The organism is Bradyrhizobium sp. 27S5 (assembly GCF_037217225.1).
Taxonomy (GTDB): Bacteria; Pseudomonadota; Alphaproteobacteria; order Rhizobiales; family Xanthobacteraceae; genus Bradyrhizobium; species Bradyrhizobium septentrionale.
Window position 1 is genome coordinate 2,935,742 of the sequence record NZ_CP147714.1, and the last position, 21,120, is coordinate 2,956,861.

A 21,120-nucleotide genomic window follows, 5' to 3' on the forward strand; every position below is an offset into this window, starting at 1 on the left:
CGCTACTGCGGAATGCTTTGATTGGCGTCCCTGAATTCCTGCTCGATGATGCGCCGGTTGGCGTCATCAGCCACGCGATAGGCCTGGCCGATCGCGCCCTTGAGCTCCGGCGCGCGGGTGAGGATCAGGCGGATCTGCCGCCGCAACAGATCGACCAGCTCGACATCGCGCGTCGTGTCGACCTGCGCCAGCAGGATCAGGCGCGGGCCGATCAGATCGCTGCGGTTGAAGCCGGTATAGTAGGACATCTTCAGCGCCCGCGACGCGGTCGGATTCAGCCAGTCGAACCGGCCGGTCGCCGAGGCGAGGCCGAACCATGCGCCGGCGTCCATCGGCGAGAGCCGAAGCGCGCGGGTGAAGGCGGCTTCGGCCGCCTCCGGCGATGCCGGCAATTCGCTCCAGCCGTCGGCGAGCCACAGCTCGCTCCTGACCACACCGATCTCGGCAGCGAGCCCAGGCTTGCCGCGCAACGCATCGGCGACGAGCCACCAGGTCGACAGCGCCAGCGTCGCGGCACCGATTGCCACTGCGGCCGGCAGGAAAGCCGGCGACAGGCGTCGCGCGTGCCGGCGGACCGCGTCAGCCATTGTGTTAGCCATCGTTATAGCCATGGCGCGCTGCCCGGTTGCCGGTCATCAGCAGGCTTCGCCGCGGTCCCTCCAGCTTGACGCAGGTCAGGCGGCCGGTGGCGTAAGCGCCGGTGTCGACATTGATGCGGTTGCGCAGCAACTCGGCCTCGCGCACCGGCGTATGGCCGTGGACGACGACCTTGCCGAAATCATCTTCCGACACCAGGAAATCGTCGCGGATCCACAGCAGGTCCTCCTTGCGCTGTTGCTTGAGCGCGATGCCGGGCCGGACGCCGGCATGCACGAAGAAGTAACGGCCGTAGGAAAAGGTGATCGGCAGCGCGCGCAGGAAGGCGAGATGCGCCGGCGGCATCTGACGGATCAATTGTTGCGCCAGCGCCCTGCGTTCGGCGGCGTCGGGATTGGGCGAGGGCGACAAGCCATAGGACATCAGTGTTTGCAGACCGCCGAACTGCCGCCATTGCGCGAGCATGTCGGGATTGACGAGAAACTCCAGCAGGCAAGCCTCGTGATTGCCGAGCAGGCAGACCACGCTGTGGGTTCGGCGGCGTTGATCGAGCATCGCGATCACATCGCGCGAATCCGGTCCGCGATCGATGTAGTCGCCGAGGAACACCTGGATCGGCCGTGCCGGCCGGAACTTGCGGATATCGGCATCGATACGTGCGCAGATCTCGTGCAGCAGCTCGGCGTGTCCGTGGATGTCGCCGACGGCGTAGATGCAGGTCTCGTCGCCCTCATGTTCGAGGTCGCCGGGCTGGCCGACAAGGCGCCGGAGGAGGCTGCGCATCTTTGGTCTAGCCCGCCTGCAACCGTGAACGGCTGATCCGCTGTGCCAATCCTGTTCCGATCACGGCTCCCAACACGATCACTCCGGGCAGCGCCGGTAATTCCGGCAAGGTGAAGGCGGCGAGCAGCAGCGTCAGCAGGACGGCTGCAGCGGATGCGGGATAGGACCAGTCGCGGCCGCGATTGCGCGCACCGGCCGTGAAGGCAGCGATGCAAGCGACCGTAACCGCGAGTAAGGTCCAGAACATGGCGGAACCGAACTGGGCGATCAAGGCGGCGGCGCTGGTCGCCACCACGGGGCGCGTGGCTGCGCCTTGCCAGTCCATATAGGTCGACGCCAGCGTTGCGGTGGTACCGGCGCCGCTGCCGAGCGCGGGCAGGTCGGCGAGCAGAGTGTGCGTCGACTGCACGAGGTCGGCCGGGGCACCCGCGAAGGCGACGGCAAAGGCCACGTCGGGATGGCGGTTGGCGACCGCCGTCGCCAGCGCAATCAGCGCGACCGCCGTGGCCGCGCCGGCGCTGCTCCAGCGATGCAGATGAAGCTTTCGCGCGGCGAAGGTCATCAGGACGAGCGCGATGCCCGCAGCGAGTGCGATCGCGGCGCCGCGATGCCCGTACCAGCAGGCGCTGGCGGCGCAGAACAGCGCGCTTGCGGCGAACAGCGCGCGCTGGGCCGCGCTGCGGCCATCGGCGTGACCGCCGACGTCGAGCGCGCGTGCGAGGCCGAGCGGAGCGCCCACGAGAACGAGCATCAGAAATCCGTTTGCTGTCTCATCACGCGCAGCTCCGGCTGCGCCAAGCCAGGCCTTGAGCGGATCGCTGTGCAGCACGAGGATCAGTGCGGCGACCACGGCCGTTGCCGCAATGCTGCGGCTCATCATATCGGCGCGGCGGGCATCGATCGCGATCGCGGCGGCGGCGATCATCACCGACAGCAGCGACAGCCAGAGCAGCAGCACGCCAATGCTTGCGCCGGTATCGATCGTGATGCTGCCGCTGAACGGCGCGCCCAGTGTTTCGCCGGCGAACTTCCACACCGGGTGCGCCCAGAACGATAGCGGAAGCATCTGCAGGATGATCCAGGCCGCCGGCACCAGCGCCGCCGCAACCGCAGGGCCGGCAATTTGTTTCAGGAAGGACAGTTCACCCGGACGGATCGCGGTCAGGCTTGCCAGCAGGCCAAGCGACGTTGCGGCGCCGACGAGGCCAGTGGCGAGCGAAGCGTCGAGCAGACCCAGGGGAATCGATGCCCCGATCAAGATGCAGATGAAAGCCGTGACGTTCCACACGAGAGGGGCAGATCCTGCGGAAGATGACAACGCAAGGCAGCGGGATGCCCCGGGCTCGTCGCGAGGTCAACGGAAATCAGGCGCGCCAACTGAGGCAGCGTTATGCCGCGCTAGAGATTTTCGGTTCTGATTGAATCAGAACCGAAGCTCGAGCTTATTGTTTTGACGCATTTTCTTCGCGCGAACCGGGGTCTACGTCGCTCGAAAACGCTCTAATGCGGTCGGCGCAGGGCGAGGACAGAGATACGCGGGCGGGACCAGAGCAGCGGGGCGAACGTGCTCGCGAGATATCCGCTTTGCAGCGATACGATGGCGATGACCATGAGCAGCATGATCTCCGACCACGGGCCTCCGATGGCGGCCAGCAGCGCCAGTTCCGCAAGCGCCACCGGCACCAGCACCAGACAGTGCTGGCGCAGCCCGAGAACGCCGCCGCCGATCAAATTGCCAAGGAAGACAAATAACATAACCAAACCCTGTGCCCGCATCATATCGGGCCGGGTCCTAAGTCGGGGTTAACCCGATCGCCGCAAACCGCCGGCATGACGGCCGGCGCTCGCATGACGGGCTGTTATGTTAGTCGATTAACATTCAGAACGGGCGCAAGTCGCCGTAACTGTAGGCGGCCCAATAGTCGCGGCCGCCATAGGGTCCGTAGGCGCCGTAGAGCGGGGCGCAGGAGTAGCGGTCGGGACAGCCGTGCCAGCAAACCCGTTTCCACTGGCAGACGTCGCCGTGGCAATATTGCAGCCGCTGGCAGTGGCCGCCGACGCGCTCGGCGACGCGCGGGGCTTTGGTAATGCTCAATTCAGCGGCATTTGCGCCCGATCCGCCAAGCAAAACCACAGAGGTTGCCAGCGCGATCGCCAGGGGCTTCAGGCGGGTCATCACACCCTCAATCAGTTAACTCAAACCATCTCATTCAGAGATAACGGGGACATCACACGAAAGCAAAGCCGGAGTGGCGTCATGCGGAGCTTTGTCCCGCGATGATGTTGCCGGTGTCGCCGAATTGCCTCACCTTGCTAACATTCTCTATCAATTGCATCGCAATATATCACGGAACCTTGTGATTTTGATAGTCGACATGTTACGGCACGGTCGGAGTATTTAGATGTCGCGTGCGAATTTCATTCGAGCATTGTTATTGCTTGCGGCCGCCGGATCGGTCAGCGGTTGCCATTACATGCCGACCAACGGTCCGACGAGTTCTGATGTCGTGGCCGGGCAGAAGGATCCGGAAAGCCTGCCCTATGCGATGGTCAAGATCACGCCGCAGGTCGAGAACGTGCTGGCGTCGTTCGCGCCGCAGCTCGCCGGAGGCATTCAGGGCCCGCCGCCCAAGGACATCCACTTCGGCATCGGCGACGTCGTCAGCGTCACGATCTTCGAGGCCGCCGCCGGCGGTCTGTTCATTCCGGTCGAGGCCGGCGTGCGCCCCGGCAATTACATCACGCTGCCGAACCAGAACGTCGATACCGACGGCAATATCTCGGTGCCCTATGCCGGCGCGATCCGCGCCAAGAACCGCACCCCGACCGAAGTGCAGCGCTCGATCGTCGATGCGCTGAAGAACCGCGCGATCGAGCCGCAGGCCGTGGTCGCCCTGATCGAGCAGCGCACCTCGCTGATCTCTGTGCTCGGCGAGGTCAATACGCCGAACCGCTTCCCCGCCAATGCCGCAGGCGAGCGCGTGCTCGACTCGATCACGCGCGCCGGCGGCCCGAAAGGGCAGGGCTTCGATACCTGGGTGATGCTCGAGCGCGACGGCAAGCGCACCACGGTGCCGTTCGGTCAGCTGGTCTACGAGCCCAAGAGCAATATCTACGCGCATCCGGGCGACACCATCTATGTCTACCGCGAACCGCAGACCTTCGTTGCCTTCGGCGCCTCGGGCGCACAGGGCCAGTTCAACTTCGAGGCCTGGCGCATCTCGCTCGCCGAAGCGGTCGCCAAGGCCGGCGGCCTGAACGATTCATCGGCCGATCCGGCCTCGGTGTTCGTCTATCGCGGCGAGCTGCCGGAAGTCGCCGCCAAGCTCGGCGTCGACGTCAGCAAATATTCAGGGCCGATCATCCCGGTCGTCTACAACATCAATTTCCGCGATCCGGCCGGCTATTTCCTGGCCACGCGTTTCCAGTTGCGCAACAAGGACGTACTGTATGCGTCGAATGCGGCGTCGGTCGAAGATGCCAAGGTCATGCAGCAGATCCGCCTCGTGACCGCAACGGTGAACGATCCGATCGTGGCCGCCTACAACGCAACCTTACTTCGCAATTCGATCAAGCTTGCGCCCTGATTTCGGGGCGTGAGCCGGCCCGGCCGGCTTCATGACAAATTCACGATTACCTTCCGGCTCGCGCGAGGCGACGGCATTGCCTTGGCCGGTCCGATGGTCGTCGTGGCTGTTCTGCGCCGTTGTCGCCTTGGCGCCATTGCCGCTCGGCTCGGTCGGTGCTGTCGCGCCCGCGATCTGGTCGATCCTGCTCGCCGTCGCGCTGCTCGGGGCGTTGCCGATGCGCCTGCGCGACGGCCAGCTCGCCATCCTCGCGGCGACGGTGCTGCTGACGGCGCTCGCCCTGCTGGTGCTGCACGAGCAGTCGGCGGTCCACCCCTGGCTCGGTGTGGCGCCGAACGCGCTGTGGGCGGAGGCCGGAAAATTGTTGCCCGCCGAGCTGCCGCCGATCGCGTCGATCGCACGCCATCAGCCGTTTTATTCCGCCGGCCTTGGGATCGTCTGCCTGCTCTCCTTTTCCGTCGGTGTCGTGCTCGGCGCCGATCGCGCCATAGCTCGCGGGCTGTTGCGGACCGTGGCCGCGGCCGGCCTCGTCTATGCGATCGCCGGTATCGTCACGTTCGCGATCGATCCCACGCGGATTTTCCTGCTCCATGAGAAGGAGGCGCATCTGACGTGGCTGACGTCGCCCTTCGTCAACCGCAACACCGCGGGCATCTACTACGGCTGCTGCGCCCTGATCTGGCTGCTGTTTGGCTGCGAGCTGATCGAGCGCAACTGGCCGCCACGGCGTTTCAGCCCGTCGCGCCTGCTGGCGCGCCTCGATCGGCCGGCACGGCGCCGGCTCGCCGGCCATGCGCTGGGCTGGCTGGTCTGCCTGCTGGCCATGTTTCTGACCGGATCGCGCGGCGGCGTCGGGATTTCGCTGCTCGCCGCGGTCGTCGCGGTCGCGATCTTCTTCCGCAAGCGGATGCCGCCGCGCTACGGCCTGATCATGGCACTTTGCGTCGGCAGCCTGGTCGCGCTCGCCCTGCTGCAGCTTCTCGGCGGCGGCGTCGGCGCGCGCTTCAGCACCATGGGGCTGTCGGATGAGGGTCGGTTCTCGACCTATCGCGCGACGCTGCGGATGATCTTTGACCATCCCTGGCTCGGCGATGGTTTCGGGAGCTTCGAATGGGTCTATCCGGCCTATCGGACCGATGACATCTCGCTGCGCGGGACCTGGAACCGGGCGCACAACAGCTGGCTCGAACTGGCGTCCGACGGCGGAATGCTAATGGCCGGCGCCGTCATTGCCGCGCTGCTCGCAGCGTTCAGTGTGCTGGCGCATGGCGTGCGCAGCCGCCGCCGCGACGTCATTGTGCCGCTTGCGGCATTGTGCGCGTCGGGCGCCGGCGCCATCCATTCGATGATCGATTTCTCGGTCCAGATCACCGGCTACGCGGTCGTCATGGCGGCCTTGCTCGGGGCGGGACTGTCACAATCCTTCCGCTCCAGACCGGGCAATGGCCGCGGCGGTGCCAATGTTATGGCGGGGCCGCCGGTTAACGTTGATTTCGCCGGGCGTGCCGGGGCCGCGGCCGGCGAGGCTATTTAATTGGCGCGATAACTCCGATTATGCTAACGAACTGTTAGTATTCGTTAGGGAGATAGCGGTGTTCACATTTGAGCGATCGGGCGGCTTTTCCGCCTCGCGCGTGGCGGTGTTGATGATCTTGGCGTTCACGGCGTCCGGCGGTGACGCACTGGCGCAAGCCGCCGGCGGGCAGAGCCAGCTCTCCCAGGCGATCACGAATTTCAAGGGCTCTCCGGAGCTGCTGCTGACCCAGTATCCGAACGCGGGGGTGGAATTGACCTCACGGGCGCGCGATTTCGCCATCAACGATCCGACCACGCTGGATACGATCATCGGGCTGCTCGCCAAGGCGAGCAAGGACCAGAAGACGGCGATCGCCGCCGGTCTCGCCCAGGCCGCGCGCATCGTGGTGCGCAGCAACCAGCCCTATGCGACGCGCATCCAGCAGGCGATTGCCGACACCAAAGACCTCGACACCGTGATGGCGTTCGCCGCGGCGTCGGGTGACAGCGGCACCGCTGCGACGGGTGGCGGCGGCGCGGGCAGCGCCGGCGCATCCGGCGGCCAGACCGGCGCGCTCGGTGCCGGCGGTGCGGGAGGCGGCGGCACGCTCGAGGCCATCAACGGCAACAGCGTCAACACCGGCATTTTCAGCTTCACGTCATCGGTTACCGGATCGGGCAACGGAACGACAGGTACGACCACCGGCACCACGCTTCTGACAACAGTTACTCCCTGAGCCGGCTTCCGATCGTCAATGGCGAACTCTCTGCAGCAATGCGCTTCGGTGTCGGCGGCGGGACGCTTCCCAGTTTCATTGGAGGGCGCGAGGGCAGGCTCCGGCCTGCCGGCGCGGCGATAGGACGAGATGCTTCAGCGCAACCAGATTTCGCCGTCCGTCGATCTGAGAAATCGTCCGGCCGAACTGCCGTCGCTGGCGGAAACGTTCGACGCGTTCGTCACCTATCTGCTGCGGCAGTATTGGGTCATCCTCGGCACCGCCGCGCTCTGCCTGTTCGGCGGCATCTGCTACTTGGCGACGGCGGCGCCGAGCTATACCGCGCTTGCCACGATGATCATCGACACGCGCAAATTCCAAGTCTTCCAGCAGCAATCGCCGGTCAGTGACGTCCCGGTGGATTCCTCCGCGGTCGAGAGCCAGGTCGAGATCCTGAAGTCGGAGAACGTGGCGCTCGCGGTGATCCGGGACCTCAAGCTCACCGACGATCCGGAATTCGTCGGCTCCAAGGCCGGCGCGGCGGGAGCGGTGCTGGATTTCGTGACCGGCCTGTTCGCCGGCAGCGGGCCGCCCAACGAGTTCGACCGGACCCGGCGCGCGGTCCGTACCTTGCAGAAGCAGCTCGAGGTCCGCCGCCGCGGCCTGACCTATGTGATCGAGGTCTCCTTCCGCTCGCTCGATCCCGAGCGCGCCGCGCAGATCGCCAACGCCGTCGCCGACGCCTACATCGTCGATCAGCTCGATTCCAAGTTCCAGGCGACGCGCCGCGCCAGCGTCTGGCTGCAGGACCGCATCCAGGAGCTGCGCTCGCAGGCATCCAGTGCCGAGCGTGCGGTGCTCGACTACAAGAAGACCAACAACATCGTCACTTCCAGCGGCAAGTTGATGAACGAGCAGCAGCTCGGCGAGCTCAACACGCAGCTGCTTCACGTGAAGTCGCAGGTCACCGACGCCAAGGCCAAGCTCGACCGCATCGAGGCGGTGGTGAAGAGCGGCGTCCCCGATGCGACGGTCGCCGATACCCTGAACAACCAGGTCATCACCAAGCTGCGCTCGCAATATCTCGAGCTTGCCAACCGCGAGGCCGACTGGTCGTCGCGCTATGGCTACAATCATCTGGCCGCCGTCAATCTGCGCAACCAGATGCGCGAGATCCAGTCGTCGATCATGGATGAGCTGAAGCGGCTCGCCGAAAGCTACAAGAGCGACTATGCGATCGCCCTGCAGCGCCAGAGCGAGATCGAGCGCGCCGTGAACGATTCGGTGTCGCAGTCGCAGTCCACCAACCAGGCGCAGGTGACGCTGCGCGAGCTCGAGAGCTCCGCGCAGACCTATCGCTCGCTGTACGACAATTTCCTGCAGCGCTACATGGAGAATGTGCAGCAGCAGTCGTTCCCGGTCAGCGAGGCGCGGGTGATTACCCGTGCCTCGCGTCCGCTCAGCAAGAGCCACCCTCAGACCTTCGTCGTGCTGGCGCTCTCGATGCTCGGCGGCCTGATTGCCGGGCTCGGGCTCGGCGTGTTGCGCGACCTCTATGACCGGGTGTTCCGCACCGCCGAGATGGTCGAGACGATCCTCGACACGGATTGCGTCGCCATCGTTCCCCGCGTGCCGGCGGGCCAGATCAAGGCCGCGGTGGCCGTTCGTCCCAATCTGCCGGCCGGTCCGCGGACCATCCGGCGCGGCGACGAACCGGTGCTGTGGGCGGCGATCGACTCGCCATTCTCGCGGTTCTCGGAAGCGATCCGCTCGATCAAGGTCAATGCCGACCTCAACGTCACCAAGCCGTCAAAGATCCTTGGCCTGACCTCGGCGCTGCCCAACGAGGGCAAGTCGACGCTGGCCTTCGTGTTCGCGCAGCTGGTGGCGCAGAGCGGTACGCGCGTGCTGCTGATCGATTGCGACCTGCGCAATCCCTCGCTCAGCCGCAAGGTCGCGGCCAATGCCGAGCGCGGCATCCTCGACGTGCTGTCGAACAATGCGACATTGCAGGACACGATATGGCGCGATCCCGAGACCGGGCTTGCCTTCCTGCCGGGCGCCACACGATCGCGCATCGCGCATTCGCACGAGGTGCTGGCCTCCGACCAGATGAAGGACTTTATCGACGCAGCCCGCAGCCAGTATGACTACGTGATCGTCGATTTCCCGCCGCTGACGCCGGTGGTCGACGTCCGCATCACCGCGCACTTCGTTGACTCTTTCGTGTTCATCGTGGAGTGGGGCAAGACCCAGGTGCAGGTGGTCGAACGGGCGCTGCGCAGCGCCCGTGCCGTCAACGAGAACCTGCTCGGCGTCGTGCTGAACAAGGCCGATATCGCCGCGATGAGCCGCTACAGCGGCTATGGCGGCAAGAACTACTATTACAACTCTCACTATGGACGCTATGGCTACACCGAGTGAGCCGCGTGGTGAGGCGATCAAGCGTGCCGCCGTCTGGCTGGCGCGCGGCTTGCTGGCCGCGGCCGCATGCTCGTCGGTCGCCTGGGGCGCGACCACCTTGCCTGACTTTGTCGACCAGACCCGGCTTGATGGCGCCAGGGACGTGATCCTGCGCAACGTGCCGATTAGCGATGCCGAGCTCGATGCGCTGGGTCCGGCCCTCGCGCGTGCCGTAGCGCGAGCGGACTGCATGCCGGCGATCGATCGCAGCACGGCGGTGATCCGCTGCGGCTTGCCGAGAATGCGCTCGCATCCGGCGATCGGGTGGACGCCCGGATGGGCGAGCTCGACGCGGCCATTCACAAGTCGCTCGGCTGCGCGCCAGCTGACCCTTACCTCTGGCTCGTGCTGTTCTGGCTGCGTAATATCAGGCAGGGCCTGACCGACGCCAATTTCGACCTGCTGCGCATGTCATACCGGCTCGGCCCCAATGAGGGCTGGATCGTGGTCAAGCGCAGCGCCATGGCGCTCGCGATGTTCGATGCCCTGCCGCCCGACCTCTCGGGTGCGGTGGTTGCCGAGTTCGCGCGGCTCGTGAAGACGGAGCTGTATACCGAGGCCATCGACCTATTGAAGGGACCTGGATGGGCGCACCGGGAGAAGTTGCTGGCCGGCCTTGCAGCTGTCCCCAAACGGAACGTCGACGTCCTGACCCGCACCATGGCTGACATCGGATACGATCTCGATCGCCGCTCGCCGGCGGAACGGCGCAGCCTGGAGCGCGAACCGGATTCCCGCCGTGACGAGCCTGCCCGAATGCCATCAGGAGCTGTGGCTAGACCATGACGATGGAATTCAGCGTCGGACAGCACAACGCGCATTATGAGGGTGTCTATTCGGCACGCGAGCGCGACTGGCGGCGGGTCTGTGCGGTCGACAAGGCCGATCATATCGCGGGCTTGCTGGGCAGCTCCGCCGCCGCGATCGGCAACGTGCTCGAGGTCGGCTGTGGCACCGGCGCCGTGCTGGCCCGGCTGTCGGCGATCGGCATCGGCCGCGATTTCACCGGGATCGACGTCATCGATCCCGCGACCAATCTGGAAACCGACGGCGCGGCGGCGGTCCCGTTCCACTGGTTGAGCTATGACGGTGTGACGATCCCGTTTGCGGACGGATCGTTCGATCTGGTCTACGCCAGCCATGTCCTGGAGCATGTGCCTGAGCCGCGCGCATTCCTGCACGAGCTTGCCCGCGTCGCGCAGGGGTTCATCTATGTCGAGGTCCCCTGCGAGCTGCACGCGCGCACCAGCCGCCGGGCGCTGCAATCGACGCTCGATATCGGCCATATCAATTTCTACACACCCGACACGTTTCGCCTGTTGCTGGAGACCGCGGGACTCAAGGTCATGGGCTTTGGCACCTATGACCACAGCCTGCCGGTGCACGCGTTTCATGCGTCGCGGGTGAAGGGGCTTGCGAAGAGCATCGTGCGGAAGACGCTGTTGTCGGTCAGCCCGGCATTCGCGACGAGGCTTGCGACCTATCATTGCGGGGCGCTCTGCCGGCGCGACGAGGCGCCGCCGCTGCCGCAGGACCGCTGAGCCATGGCCCCGCGCGTGGTCGTCTTCAACAACATGATCACACCCTACACCAACCGTCTCTACAACGAGCTGGTCAGTCGTGGATTGGATATCGCCGTGCTGTCCTGCACCGCGCAGGAGGCCGACCGCTCCTGGGCCGGCTCCTTCACGCCGCGTTACACAACGCGGACGGTGCCCGGCATATCGATCCCGCTGTCGCGGTCGCGGCACACCCATGTCAATGTCGGGATCGCGCGCGCCTTGAAGAGGCTCGCGCCCGACCTGCTGTTCGTCAACGGCCTTTATCCCTCGATGCTGGCCGGCGCGGCGTGGGCGCGCGCCAACGGCAAGCCGCTTGCACTGACGATCGACGGCTGGCGTGAGACGATGCCCGATACCGCCTATCATCGTCTGGCGCGGCCCTGGCTGCTGCGCCAGTGCGACGCGGTGGTATGCTGCAGCGACAAGGGCAGGGATTATTTCCGCGGCGAGGGCGTCCGCGACGCGGATCTGTTCGTGGTGCCGCTGGTGCCGGCATGGGATCCGCCGAAAACTGTGCCTGATTTTCAGGAACGTCCGTTTCATCTGCTGTGGTGCGCCCGCATCAACGATGACGCCAAGAACGCGATCTTCTTCGAGAACGTCGCGATCGCGCTCGGCCGCATCCTGCCGGGGCTGAAGGTCCGCGTGGTCGGGTCCGGCGTCGCCGAACAGCGCATGCTGGCGCGGCTTGCCGCCGCCGCGATCGAGGTCCGTCACGACGCCTATGTGCCGTGGCCGTCGATCTCGGAGGTCTATCTGCAATCACGCCTGCTGCTGCTGCCCTCGCTGCTGGAACCTTGGGGGCTGGTGTGCAACGAGGCCTTGCAGTGCGGGGTTCCCTGCCTGGTATCGCCCCATGTCGGGGCCGGCGGCGAGCTGGTGCGCGACCACGACAATGGCCTTGTTTGCGCGCTCGACGAACAGGCATGGGTCGATGCGGCGCGCGCCTTGCTGGAGCATCCCGCGCGCTGGCGGACGATGTCGCAGAACGCCCGGCAAAGCGTGCGAAGCGATGCGCTTCAGGACGCGGCCTCGCGTTTCATCGCCGCCGTCGATCATCTTGTGGACGCGCCAGCCCGACAGGAAGCCGCGCAATGATCGGCAGATGGTGGTCCCGAACTGACGTCTTCCTGCACGCCTATCTGGTGATGGTGCTCGGCTGCATCTATTTCCTGTTCAATTTCGTCGAGGGGATCTCGTTTGCGGAACGGGCCGGCGAATCCACCCTGTTCCGCGGCGCGTGGCTGTTGCTCTACATCCTCCTGATGCTGCATATCGCGGTCGATCGGAAGCGCTTCGGCCTGCTGCTGCTGCATTCGCATCTTTATCTGGCATTCGTGGCCTTCGCCGCCGTCTCGCTCGCTTTGAGCGCCGACCCCGCCGGCTCGTCGATCAAGTTCGCGATGTATGTGCTGACCACGATGTTCTCGGCGTGGGTCGTGATCAGCTGCCCGGTCGATCGCCTCGTCGACACGCTGTTCCGGATCGGGATCGTGGTGCTGATCGTCCACGTCCTGCTGTTTCCGGTGATCGGCTCGGAATGGAACTACGATGCGCTGAATCGGCCGACGGTGCTCGGAACCCAGGCCTATGCCGGCGTGTTCGGCCACAAGAATCTCGCAGGCGCATTCTTCGGGCTCATGGTGCTGATCTGCTTCGTGCGCATGCTGGCAGGGCCGCGGCGCCAATTCGGCTGGTCGCTGTTGCTGATGGGATGCCATTTTGTTGCGCTCGCCGCGGCAGGCTCGGCAGGACCGCTGATCAGCATGTTGACGACGGTCGCCGTGACCTTCGGGTTGTTGCTGGTGGTGCTCGGGCGCCGCGGGGCGGCGTCGATCTACTGGCTTGGGCTCGCGTCGTTCGCGCTGGTCGTGCTCGTCGTGCCCAGCGACTATTTGTATGGGCTGGTCGGCCGCAGCGGAAACCTGACCGGACGCTCGTTCCTCTGGTCGGTATGGCCGCACTTCTTCTGGCAGCATCCCTGGCTCGGCTACGGGTTTTCCGGATTCTTCAACGAGCTGCCGAACTCGCCCGCCAACGAGCTGACGAGCATGGCGCCATGGAACACGGAGTTCGGCTCGTTCGAGAATTCCTATCTCGACGCCTTCCTCCAGTTCGGTCTGCTCGGCGGCGCGCTCTACGTGCTGCTGCTGGCACGGGCGTTGTGGAACAGCATTGTCTTCACATTCGAGCGGCGTGGGATGTATTGGCTGGCGCCGTTCGCGATGCTGCTGTTCGTCGTGATCGCATCCGCTAACGACTCCAGCCAGCTGCTGCACAATTATTTCGGCTGCGTGCTGGTGTTCTGGTGCTATTTCGGCCCGGAGGCCAGGCTGCAAGTGGCGCCGCGGCGGGCGTTCACCAGACTGCGTGCGAGTGAGGCGTGAGTGCATTGACCGACAGGCTGGACCGCGTGGCGGCCCCAAGGCGGCTCGCGGGTGCCGTGCGCGGATCGCTCCGCCGGCTGCGGCGCGCCGGAGGCAATGTCGCGCTCGGCCTGGTCGATCAGGCGCTGCTCAGCGGTTCGGCCTTCGTGCTGACGATCGTGCTCGCCAATGTGCTCGATGTCAGCTCGTTCGGCAGCTTCAGCGTCGCCTGGTCGTTCTCGATCCTGATCGAGGCGGTGTTTTTGCGCGGCCTGTTCGACGACGGGCTGCCGGCGGCCGCGCATCGGATTCCCAAATCTTTGTGGCCGCAGCTGCGGCTCGGCCTCTATCTGTCCTCGTTGCTGGTCTCGGGTGCGCTCGGCCTGCTGCTCGTAATGGCGGGCCTTGTGATCGTTGCGTTCGGCGGGGGTGCCGGCGGGCTCGTGATCGCAACCGGGCTCGCAATCCCGGCGGTGCGTTTGCAAAGCATGTTCCGCCGCATTTGCTATCTCGACGGCCGGCTGCCGCGCGCGGTGGCGTCATCGCTGACCTACTGCGTGGCGCTGGTCGTCTCGGCCGGGCTGATGATCGCCTTCGGGCTGACCGGCGCCGCGGCGGCGATGACGTGCATTGCGATCTCGGCGGCGTTCGCAGCCAGCCTTTTGCTTGCCCACACCAGCGAGCTCGCCCGGCCGCAAGCCAGAATCTTCCGCGGCTCGCTGCGGCGGCTGTTCCGCAACGGCCGCTGGTTCGTCGCGACCTCACTCACCTACTGGATCGGCAGCATCGGGCTGATCCCGGTGTGCGGCCTGCTGATCGGGTTGGAGGCGAGCGCGTCGCTGCGCATCCTGCTCCTGGTGTTCGCGCCGCTCAGCCAGTTCTGCGCGACGATGTTCTCGGTCCGCCTGCCGGAGATCGCGGCCGAGCTGCGCGCGGGGAGGCGCAGCGCGGTCGCCGCTGCCGCGCGCGAAAATGCGCTGCTGCTCGGGTCGATCGCAGTCGCTTATGGTGCGGTGATCGTGTTGCTTGGCCAGCGCATTCTCGCGCTTGTCATCCATGGACAGAGTTACGACATCGGCGCCGGCAGCCTCGGCCTGATGGCGGCTGCGATGGCGCTCGATGCGGTGTGGCTCGGCCTCGCGCTGCCGCTGTTTGCGACCGGCAAGCCGCAGCGGTTCATGCTGAGCCGGATCGCGGGCCTCGCCGCGCTGTGCTGCGTCCTGCCGTTCGCGGCCCATGCCTGGCAAATGATGGGCGCGGTTGCGGCGATGGTCGCCTCCAGCGCAGCGTCGGTGGTCACAGTGGTGCTGACCAATTCGGTGCGGGAGCGGACATGACCGACGACACAGCCGGCCGCGCGCTATCCAAGTTGCATATCGGTGCCTTCAATTGCGGCATCGAGGGCTGGATCAACACCGACATCACCACGCATCTGTGGATCGCGCGCGTGCCGTTTGCGGCGAGGGCGCTGCATCTTGCCGGCCTGCTCAGCGATGCCCGCTATGCCGAGCACCGCCAGGGCAAGTTTGCCGGGCTGCGCTACATGGATCTGACAAAACCGCTGCCATTCGCGGACGGCAGTCTCTCGGCGGTGTTCAGCGCACACGTCTTCGAGCATCTGTTTCCCGATGAGGTCGAGCGACTGGCGCGCGAGATCGCGCGGGTGCTGGCGCCGGGTGGAGTGTGCCGCATTGTCGTCCCCGACATGGAAAGGATCGTCGCGCTCTACGATCCGGCCGCGCCGCAGGCCTTCCTCAAGGGCGTGTTCGAGGTCGAGCGGCGCTCCGAGGTCGCGTTCGCGCATCACTGGGGTTATACCCGCGCGTCGCTGGCAACGCTGTTCCGCGCCGCGGGGTGTTCAGAGACCCACACCCGGGCCTACCGGGAGGGCGTCTGTCCCGATATCGACCGGCTCGACAACCGGCCGGACGAGTCGATCTTCTTCGAGGCGATCAAGTAAGGCAGGAGACTGACATTGCTGGGCGCAATTCAAGCCCGATTTTCCAGTGCAGCGCGCAAGCGGCGCGGCGAGTTCCTCGTTCGCACCGTGAATCTGCCGCTCGACGCCAAGATTCTCGATCTCGGCGGCGGGACCGGCCGGCATATTCGCGCGATCCTGCCCCGCCATCGCGACATCACGGTGTGCGACATCTCGGCCGACGACCTCAAGGCGGCGCGCGAGCGCTTTGGCTTCAAGACCGTGCTGCTGCAGGAAACCGAGCGCCTGCCGTTCGACGATCAGGCGTTCGACTTCTGCTTCTGCTCGTCGGTGATCGAGCACGTCACCGGGCCGAAGCAGGAGGTCGTGACGATCGAGGATGGGGCGGCTTTCCTGAGCATCGCGCGTCAGCACCAGAACCGCTTTGCCGGCGAGATCTCGCGGGTGGCAAAGTCGTTTTACGTGCAGACGCCGTACCGTTACTTTCCGATCGAGAGCCATACCTGGCTGCCCGGCATCATCGTGCTGTTGCCGAGGCGGCTGCAGATCGCGCTGATCGGGGTGTTCAACCGCTTCTGGTTCAAGCGGACCGCGCCCGACTGGCACCTGTTCGACTGGCGCGAGATGACGGAGACGTTTCCGGACGCGACAATCTATCGCGAACGATATCTCGGCATGACCAAGTCGCTGATGGCGGTCAAGACATGAGGCGGGTGTCCGCCGGCCGCATCAATCGTCGCGCCGCGCCAGGATATTGATCAGCGTGCCCAGTGCGGGCCGGCGATCGAGTGCCGGCGGCAGCGGGGAGCCGGCAAAGCTCGTTCGCAGCATTGTGAGGCCATGTTGCCGCAGCAGGTCCTGCATGGCGGCCGGCGAGGCGTCGAATTTGGAAAAGGCGAGGTAGCGGAACAGCGGCCGCGCCGACAGCCGCGAGGAGGCCGCGTGCGCGAGCTTGTAGCTCTGGCGCAGCAGCGATCCGCGGTTGGGGATCGAGACCAGCAACAGCCCGCCGGGCCTGAGCACGCGATGGATCTGGGCGAGGCACTGCGCCACGTCGGGGACATATTCCAGCACGCTCGCGCAGAGCACGCCGTCGAAGGATCGATCGGCAAACGGCAGGCTTGCGATCGTCGGGATCTGCTGGAACGCGAGCCGTCCGGCCGGCGTATCATCGGCCGAGCCGCCGCGTGCCGCCGCGATCATCTCCGACGACGCGTCGACCCCGGTGACGTCGCAGCCGCGCGCGGCGAGCACGCGGGACAGCGTCCCGGTGCCGCAGCCGGCGTCCAGCCAGTGCTGGCCGGCGAGGTCCATCTTCCCAAGCAGATCGAACATCGCAGCGGTGCGCGCCTTGAAGGTGCGGCTCTGATGCAGCGCCTCCCACCCGGACGAAATCTCGTCGTGAAAGCGGATTTCAGGGCGGTCGATCTGGGCCATGGTGGCCATGCTGTTCCCTACCAGTGGAAGCCGCTCACTCTGGCCCGCACCTCGTCGGGCAGTGCGATATCAGACAGTTCGAGCACGACCTGGTCGGAGCGGGTTGCCTTCAGCGCCGCGACGAAGCGCGGATCAGGCGTCGTCAGCACGATGATATCGGCCCATCCGATGGTCGCGGTGACATCATCATGCAGCAGGCCGACCAGCTCCGGGTTGCGCATCAGGAAGTCCCGGTTGGCGCCGATCAGCTGCGACAGCCGCACGTTGGGGTCATAGATCCGGATGTCGCGCTGCTCGCCGCGCAAGCTCTTCACGAGCTCCACGAACGGGCTGTCGCGGACATCGTCGGTGCCGGCCTTGAAGCTGATGCCGAGGAAGGCAATACGGCGACCGTCATGCGACAGGATCCAGTCGGCGCCGCGCGACATGATCATATCGTTGCTGGGCAGGATGCTTTCGAGCACCGGCGTCGACAGCCCGCGGCTGTGCGCCAGATGTTTCAGTGCCTTGACGTCCTTGGGCAGGCAGGAGCCGCCGAAGGCAAAGCCCGGCCGCAGATAAGCCGGCGAGATGTTGAGCCTTGTGTCCTGCAGGAAGATGTTCATGACATCGCGGCCGTCGATGCCGAGCGTCTTTGCTATCGTCCCGATCTCGTTGGCGAAGCTCACCTTCAGCGCATGCCAGCTGTTGTCGACATATTTGACCAGTTCGGCGGTCTCGACCGGCGGCGTGATCTTGGCGCCCGGCAGATCCTTGTAGAGCGCCATGACGCGGTCGGCGGTCTCCTGGTTGAAGGCGCCGACCACAGTCTTGGAGGGTGCGTTGAAATCCGCAATGGCGCTGCCTTCGCGCAGGAATTCCGGATTGAAGGCGAGGTCGAAATCGCGGCCGATCCGGTTGCCGGATGCTTCCTCGATCAGCGGTCCGACGGTGCCGCGGGTGGTGCCGGGCAGCACGGTGGAGCGGATCGTCACGGTATGCGGCGCATTCTTCGCGCGCAGTCCGCGGCCGATCTCGATCGCGACCTGTCGGATCGCGGTCAGGTCGAGGTTGCCGTTGCCGGACGAGGGCGTGCCGACGCAGACCATCGATATGTCGCTATTGACGATCGCCTCGGTGGCGTCGGTGGTCGCGGTCAGCTGACCCGTGGCAACCGCGCGCGCCACCTTGTCCGAGATGCCCGGTTCGATCACCGGCGATCTGCCTTCGCGGATCAGGTCGACCTTGGCGACGCTCTTGTCGACGCCGATGATCTGGTGGCCGAGTTCGGTGAAGCAGGCGGCGCAGACCGTTCCGACGTAACCGAGGCCGAAAATGCTCACATTCATGCTTCGACCTTCAATAACCCTGGGACCCGCGCGTGACCGCGGCGGCGTCGCGGTTGACGCGAGTGGAGCGGCAGGCCGTTCAAGACGATGCCCGCCCGGCGACAGCGTTCGCGCTGGAATGCGAGGTTGACCGCTCGGCGGTCGCATTTGCGCGCGGCGCAAGGCTTTGCGAGGGGGCTTTCGCGGCGAACAGCGCCTCATAGGCCGCAAGCAGCTTCGGCTCCTCATGCGTCCAGGACAGCGCGCGCTCGACGCGGCTGCGGCCGAATGCCCCCATCGTCTCACGCTGCGACGGATCGTCGATCAAGGTAATGATTTTGCTGGCAAAATCCTTCGGATCGTTCTTCGCCGCATAGAGCGAGGCGTCGAGCGCCGAGCGGCGGCCTTCGCGGACGTCGAACTGAACGATCGGCCGTCCCAGCGCCATGTACTCCATGATCTTGTTCATGGTGGAGATGTCGTTCATCGGCGTGACGCGGTCCGGATTGACGCAGACGTCCGCGGTCGAGAGCATCGTGAACAGCGGCTCATCGGCGACAGCGCCGGTGAAGTTGACGTAGTCGGAGAGCCGCATCTCCTCGCAAAGCTTGACGACTGCGTTCCATTCCGGCCCGGTGCCGGCGATGTTGAACTGGATGTCGGTGCGTCCGAGATCGTGCACGATGTGGCGGATCGACTGCAGCAACAGATCGATGCCTTCCGACTGGCCGATCACGCCGACATAGCCGACGCTGTAGCGCCGGCCACGGCGCCAGGCCGGATCGGCAGGGCGGGAGCGCACCCGGTCGAGATTGGGGCCGGAGCGCACCACGAAGACACGGTTGGCCGGCATGCGGCCGCGCGTGATCGCGATCTCACGATAGGATTCGTTGGTCGCGATCGAGATGTTTGCGGTCTTGAAGGTGAGATATTCGACCAGCCGCAGCAGATGCCAGAACATGTCGCGGCGGCCGAACTTCGCCTCGTAGAGCTCGGGATTGACGTCGTGATGATCGAACACGAAGCGCTTGCCGCCGAGCTTGAACAAGAGGCCGATCAGGAAGATCAGATCGGGTGGATTGCAGCCCTGGATCACGTCGAAGCCGTGCTTCCACGCCACCTTGATCGAAAGCCACATCTCCCAGAACAGCGCGACGGGATATTCGATGAGGTAGGCAGCTATGCCACGCGCTTCCACCGGCATCGGATGGCGGTAGATGTGAATGCCCTCGAGGCATTCGTAGGATTCGTCATGGCCGCGGCCCTTCGGGCAGATCACCGAGACCGCATAGCCTGCCTTGCGCAGCGACGTTCCTTCGCACCACACCCTGCGATCGAAAGGAACCGGAAGGTTCTCGACGATGATCAGGATCCGCCGCGGTGATGGTTCAGCTCTCGACATCTGCGATGATCTATACCATTGACCTAACAACATCACAATCTGACTAACATCGGCATTAACATGCGCGGCTTGCATTATGCAATCCCGGCACCGATGTGACGGCGACGAGACGCGGACATGGCAGGCAAAGCGAGGGATTGGGGCCACAGGGCATTGATTGCCCTGATTTTGAGCGCGGTGGTGCCGCTGGCCCACAAATGGCCGCTGCAGTGGGGCGGTGCATCGGCAAACGATGCGCTGAATGCGAGCCGCGAGAATGTAGTGATCCCGCCGACGCTGTTCGGCATGACGATCAACGCGATCGGGCAGTCGCAGCCGCAGTCGCCACCTTGGCCCGAGCTCAAATTCGACGGCGTTCGGCTGTGGGGCGCGATCTATTGGGCGCAGGTCAATCCGGCGCCCGGCATCTACAATTGGGCGCGCTTCGACGCCATCCTCGCGGCGGCCGAGCGCGAGCATGTCGATATCGTTCTCAATCTCGCCTACACGCCGCGCTGGGCCGCTTCGGTGAAGGATGCGCCGCCGGCGTTCACGCCGGGCGCAAGCTCGCCGCCCGGCGATCTCGCGTCATGGGATGACTGGGTGCGCGCAGCCGTCACGCGCGCTGCGGGGCGCATCAAATATTGGGAAATCTGGAACGAGCCCGAGGATCCCAAATATTACTCGGGTGATATCGCCACCATGGTCCAGATGCAGAAGCGGGCCTATCAGATCATCAAGGCCAGCGATCCCGGCCTGATGGTGCTGACGCCGCCGTCCAACGGCACGCCGGACGGCTATCGCTGGCAACAGGCCTTCATGGCGCAGGGCGGCGGACAATATGCCGATATCTTCGCCTTCCACGGCTACACGAGCGAACCGGAAGCCGTGATCGGCATCATTGCGCGCTTCAGGCAGATCCTGGCTGCGCACGATCTTTCCGCAAAGCCGATCTGGGACACCGAGGCCGGCTGGTCGTCCTACGAGGACAATCCGGATGGCTGTCTGGCGCGGGCCTATATCCTGAAATGGATCAATGGTGTCGACCGCTTCTATTGGTATGAGTTTGCCGGCGGGGGCAGCGATTTTGGAAAATTATGGGACCCGGCGCGCGGGCTGCTTCCGGGTGGCGTGGCCTACCGCACGGTCCAGTCATGGCTGGTCGGCGCACGCATCGTGACCGCCATCCGGACCTCGCCGTCGACCTGGCGCGTTGCGCTTCATATGCAGGATGGCCGCGACGGCTTGATCCTGTGGACCACCAAGGGGCGGTCCGTTTACCGGGTCGACCCGCGCTTTAGCCGCTATCAGGGCCTGGATGGCGGCGAGGGACCTGTCGCCAACGGCGAGGTCGAGATCTCGCCAAAACCGATCCTGTTGCTCGAATGATACGATGTTAATTCACGAACAACAGGATAACTATGATGATGTTCCTGGCTTCATTGCGGGCGGCAGGCGCGATACAAG

Annotated in this window: 20 protein-coding genes; 12 read left to right on the forward strand and 8 right to left on the reverse strand. The window is 65.2% G+C overall.

Going from position 1 to position 21,120, the window contains the following annotated elements; genetic code table 11:
* Positions 1–2: 2 nt before the first annotated feature.
* The 5 genes from WDM24_RS13665 to WDM24_RS13685 form a co-directional block, all read right to left on the reverse strand.
* Positions 3–587 carry a hypothetical protein gene (locus tag WDM24_RS13665; protein ID WP_338831592.1) on the reverse strand — a complete coding sequence of 195 codons (585 nt, stop codon included), beginning with the start codon at positions 585–587 and terminating at the stop codon, positions 3–5.
* Positions 588–591: 4 nt separating this feature from the next.
* On the reverse strand, positions 592–1,380 hold the full coding sequence (locus tag WDM24_RS13670) for a metallophosphoesterase family protein (protein WP_338831594.1): 789 nt from the start codon (positions 1,378–1,380) through the stop codon (positions 592–594).
* Positions 1,381–1,387: 7 nt separating this feature from the next.
* Positions 1,388–2,668: a hypothetical protein gene (locus WDM24_RS13675; RefSeq protein ID WP_338698609.1), complete on the reverse strand. Its 1,281-nt coding sequence runs from the start codon at positions 2,666–2,668 to the stop codon at positions 1,388–1,390.
* A gap of 212 nt (positions 2,669–2,880) precedes the next feature.
* Positions 2,881–3,159 (reverse strand): hypothetical protein, encoded by a 279-nt coding sequence (locus WDM24_RS13680; protein WP_338831595.1) that lies wholly within the window; start codon positions 3,157–3,159, stop codon positions 2,881–2,883.
* A gap of 100 nt (positions 3,160–3,259) precedes the next feature.
* A complete protein-coding gene (locus WDM24_RS13685) occupies positions 3,260–3,556 on the reverse strand; it encodes a hypothetical protein (RefSeq protein WP_338831596.1) in 297 nt (98 codons plus the stop codon).
* 226 nt (positions 3,557–3,782) lie between these two features.
* On the opposite strand from WDM24_RS13685, the gene WDM24_RS13690 reads away from it, so the two are divergent.
* From WDM24_RS13690 to WDM24_RS13740, 11 genes are all read left to right on the forward strand, one after another.
* Positions 3,783–4,967 carry a polysaccharide biosynthesis/export family protein gene (locus tag WDM24_RS13690; protein WP_338698615.1) on the forward strand — a complete coding sequence of 395 codons (1,185 nt, stop codon included), beginning with the start codon at positions 3,783–3,785 and terminating at the stop codon, positions 4,965–4,967.
* Between the two features lie 31 nt (positions 4,968–4,998).
* Positions 4,999–6,501: an O-antigen ligase family protein gene (locus tag WDM24_RS13695; RefSeq protein WP_338831597.1), complete on the forward strand. Its 1,503-nt coding sequence runs from the start codon at positions 4,999–5,001 to the stop codon at positions 6,499–6,501.
* A gap of 58 nt (positions 6,502–6,559) precedes the next feature.
* Complete coding sequence (locus WDM24_RS13700; RefSeq protein WP_338831598.1) at positions 6,560–7,219, forward strand: hypothetical protein; 660 nt, start codon at positions 6,560–6,562, stop codon at positions 7,217–7,219.
* 129 nt (positions 7,220–7,348) lie between these two features.
* Positions 7,349–9,622, forward strand: a complete 2,274-nt coding sequence (locus WDM24_RS13705; protein ID WP_338831599.1) for a polysaccharide biosynthesis tyrosine autokinase — start codon at positions 7,349–7,351, stop codon at positions 9,620–9,622.
* Between the two features lie 315 nt (positions 9,623–9,937).
* Positions 9,938–10,447 carry a hypothetical protein gene (locus WDM24_RS13710; RefSeq protein ID WP_338831600.1) on the forward strand — a complete coding sequence of 170 codons (510 nt, stop codon included), beginning with the start codon at positions 9,938–9,940 and terminating at the stop codon, positions 10,445–10,447.
* Entirely contained in the window at positions 10,444–11,202 is a 759-nt protein-coding gene (locus tag WDM24_RS13715; RefSeq protein ID WP_338831601.1) for a class I SAM-dependent methyltransferase, read from the forward strand. Before WDM24_RS13710 ends, WDM24_RS13715 begins: the two co-directional genes overlap by 4 nt.
* 3 nt (positions 11,203–11,205) lie before the next feature.
* A complete protein-coding gene (locus WDM24_RS13720) occupies positions 11,206–12,321 on the forward strand; it encodes a glycosyltransferase family 4 protein (RefSeq protein WP_338831602.1) in 1,116 nt (371 codons plus the stop codon).
* Positions 12,318–13,610, forward strand: coding sequence for an O-antigen ligase family protein (locus WDM24_RS13725; protein WP_338831604.1), 1,293 nt, complete (start codon positions 12,318–12,320; stop codon positions 13,608–13,610). The genes WDM24_RS13720 and WDM24_RS13725 overlap by 4 nt, the downstream gene beginning before the upstream one ends.
* Positions 13,607–14,926, forward strand: a complete 1,320-nt coding sequence (locus WDM24_RS13730; protein ID WP_338831605.1) for a polysaccharide transporter — start codon at positions 13,607–13,609, stop codon at positions 14,924–14,926. Before WDM24_RS13725 ends, WDM24_RS13730 begins: the two co-directional genes overlap by 4 nt.
* Positions 14,923–15,549, forward strand: a complete 627-nt coding sequence (locus WDM24_RS13735) for a class I SAM-dependent methyltransferase (protein WP_338831606.1) — start codon at positions 14,923–14,925, stop codon at positions 15,547–15,549. Before WDM24_RS13730 ends, WDM24_RS13735 begins: the two co-directional genes overlap by 4 nt.
* Positions 15,550–15,564: 15 nt before the next feature.
* Positions 15,565–16,236, forward strand: a complete 672-nt coding sequence (locus WDM24_RS13740; RefSeq protein WP_338831607.1) for a class I SAM-dependent methyltransferase — start codon at positions 15,565–15,567, stop codon at positions 16,234–16,236.
* Positions 16,237–16,257: 21 nt separating this feature from the next.
* On the opposite strand, the gene WDM24_RS13745 is transcribed toward WDM24_RS13740, so the two are convergent.
* The 3 genes from WDM24_RS13745 to WDM24_RS13755 all read right to left on the reverse strand — a co-directional run bounded on the left by WDM24_RS13745 (position 16,258) and on the right by WDM24_RS13755 (position 19,674).
* Positions 16,258–16,974 carry a class I SAM-dependent methyltransferase gene (locus WDM24_RS13745; protein ID WP_338831608.1) on the reverse strand — a complete coding sequence of 239 codons (717 nt, stop codon included), beginning with the start codon at positions 16,972–16,974 and terminating at the stop codon, positions 16,258–16,260.
* A gap of 8 nt (positions 16,975–16,982) precedes the next feature.
* A complete protein-coding gene (locus WDM24_RS13750; RefSeq protein WP_338831609.1) occupies positions 16,983–18,293 on the reverse strand; it encodes a nucleotide sugar dehydrogenase in 1,311 nt (436 codons plus the stop codon).
* A gap of 79 nt (positions 18,294–18,372) precedes the next feature.
* Positions 18,373–19,674 (reverse strand): glycosyltransferase family 4 protein, encoded by a 1,302-nt coding sequence (locus tag WDM24_RS13755; protein ID WP_338831611.1) that lies wholly within the window; start codon positions 19,672–19,674, stop codon positions 18,373–18,375.
* Positions 19,675–19,791: 117 nt separating this feature from the next.
* Here WDM24_RS13755 and WDM24_RS13760 point away from each other — a divergent pair, with 117 nt between their 5' ends.
* The gene (locus WDM24_RS13760) at positions 19,792–21,042 is read left to right on the forward strand and encodes a glycosyl hydrolase (protein WP_338831612.1); all 1,251 of its coding nucleotides are present in this window, start codon (positions 19,792–19,794) and stop codon (positions 21,040–21,042) included.
* The last annotated feature ends 78 nt before the right edge of the window (positions 21,043–21,120 follow it).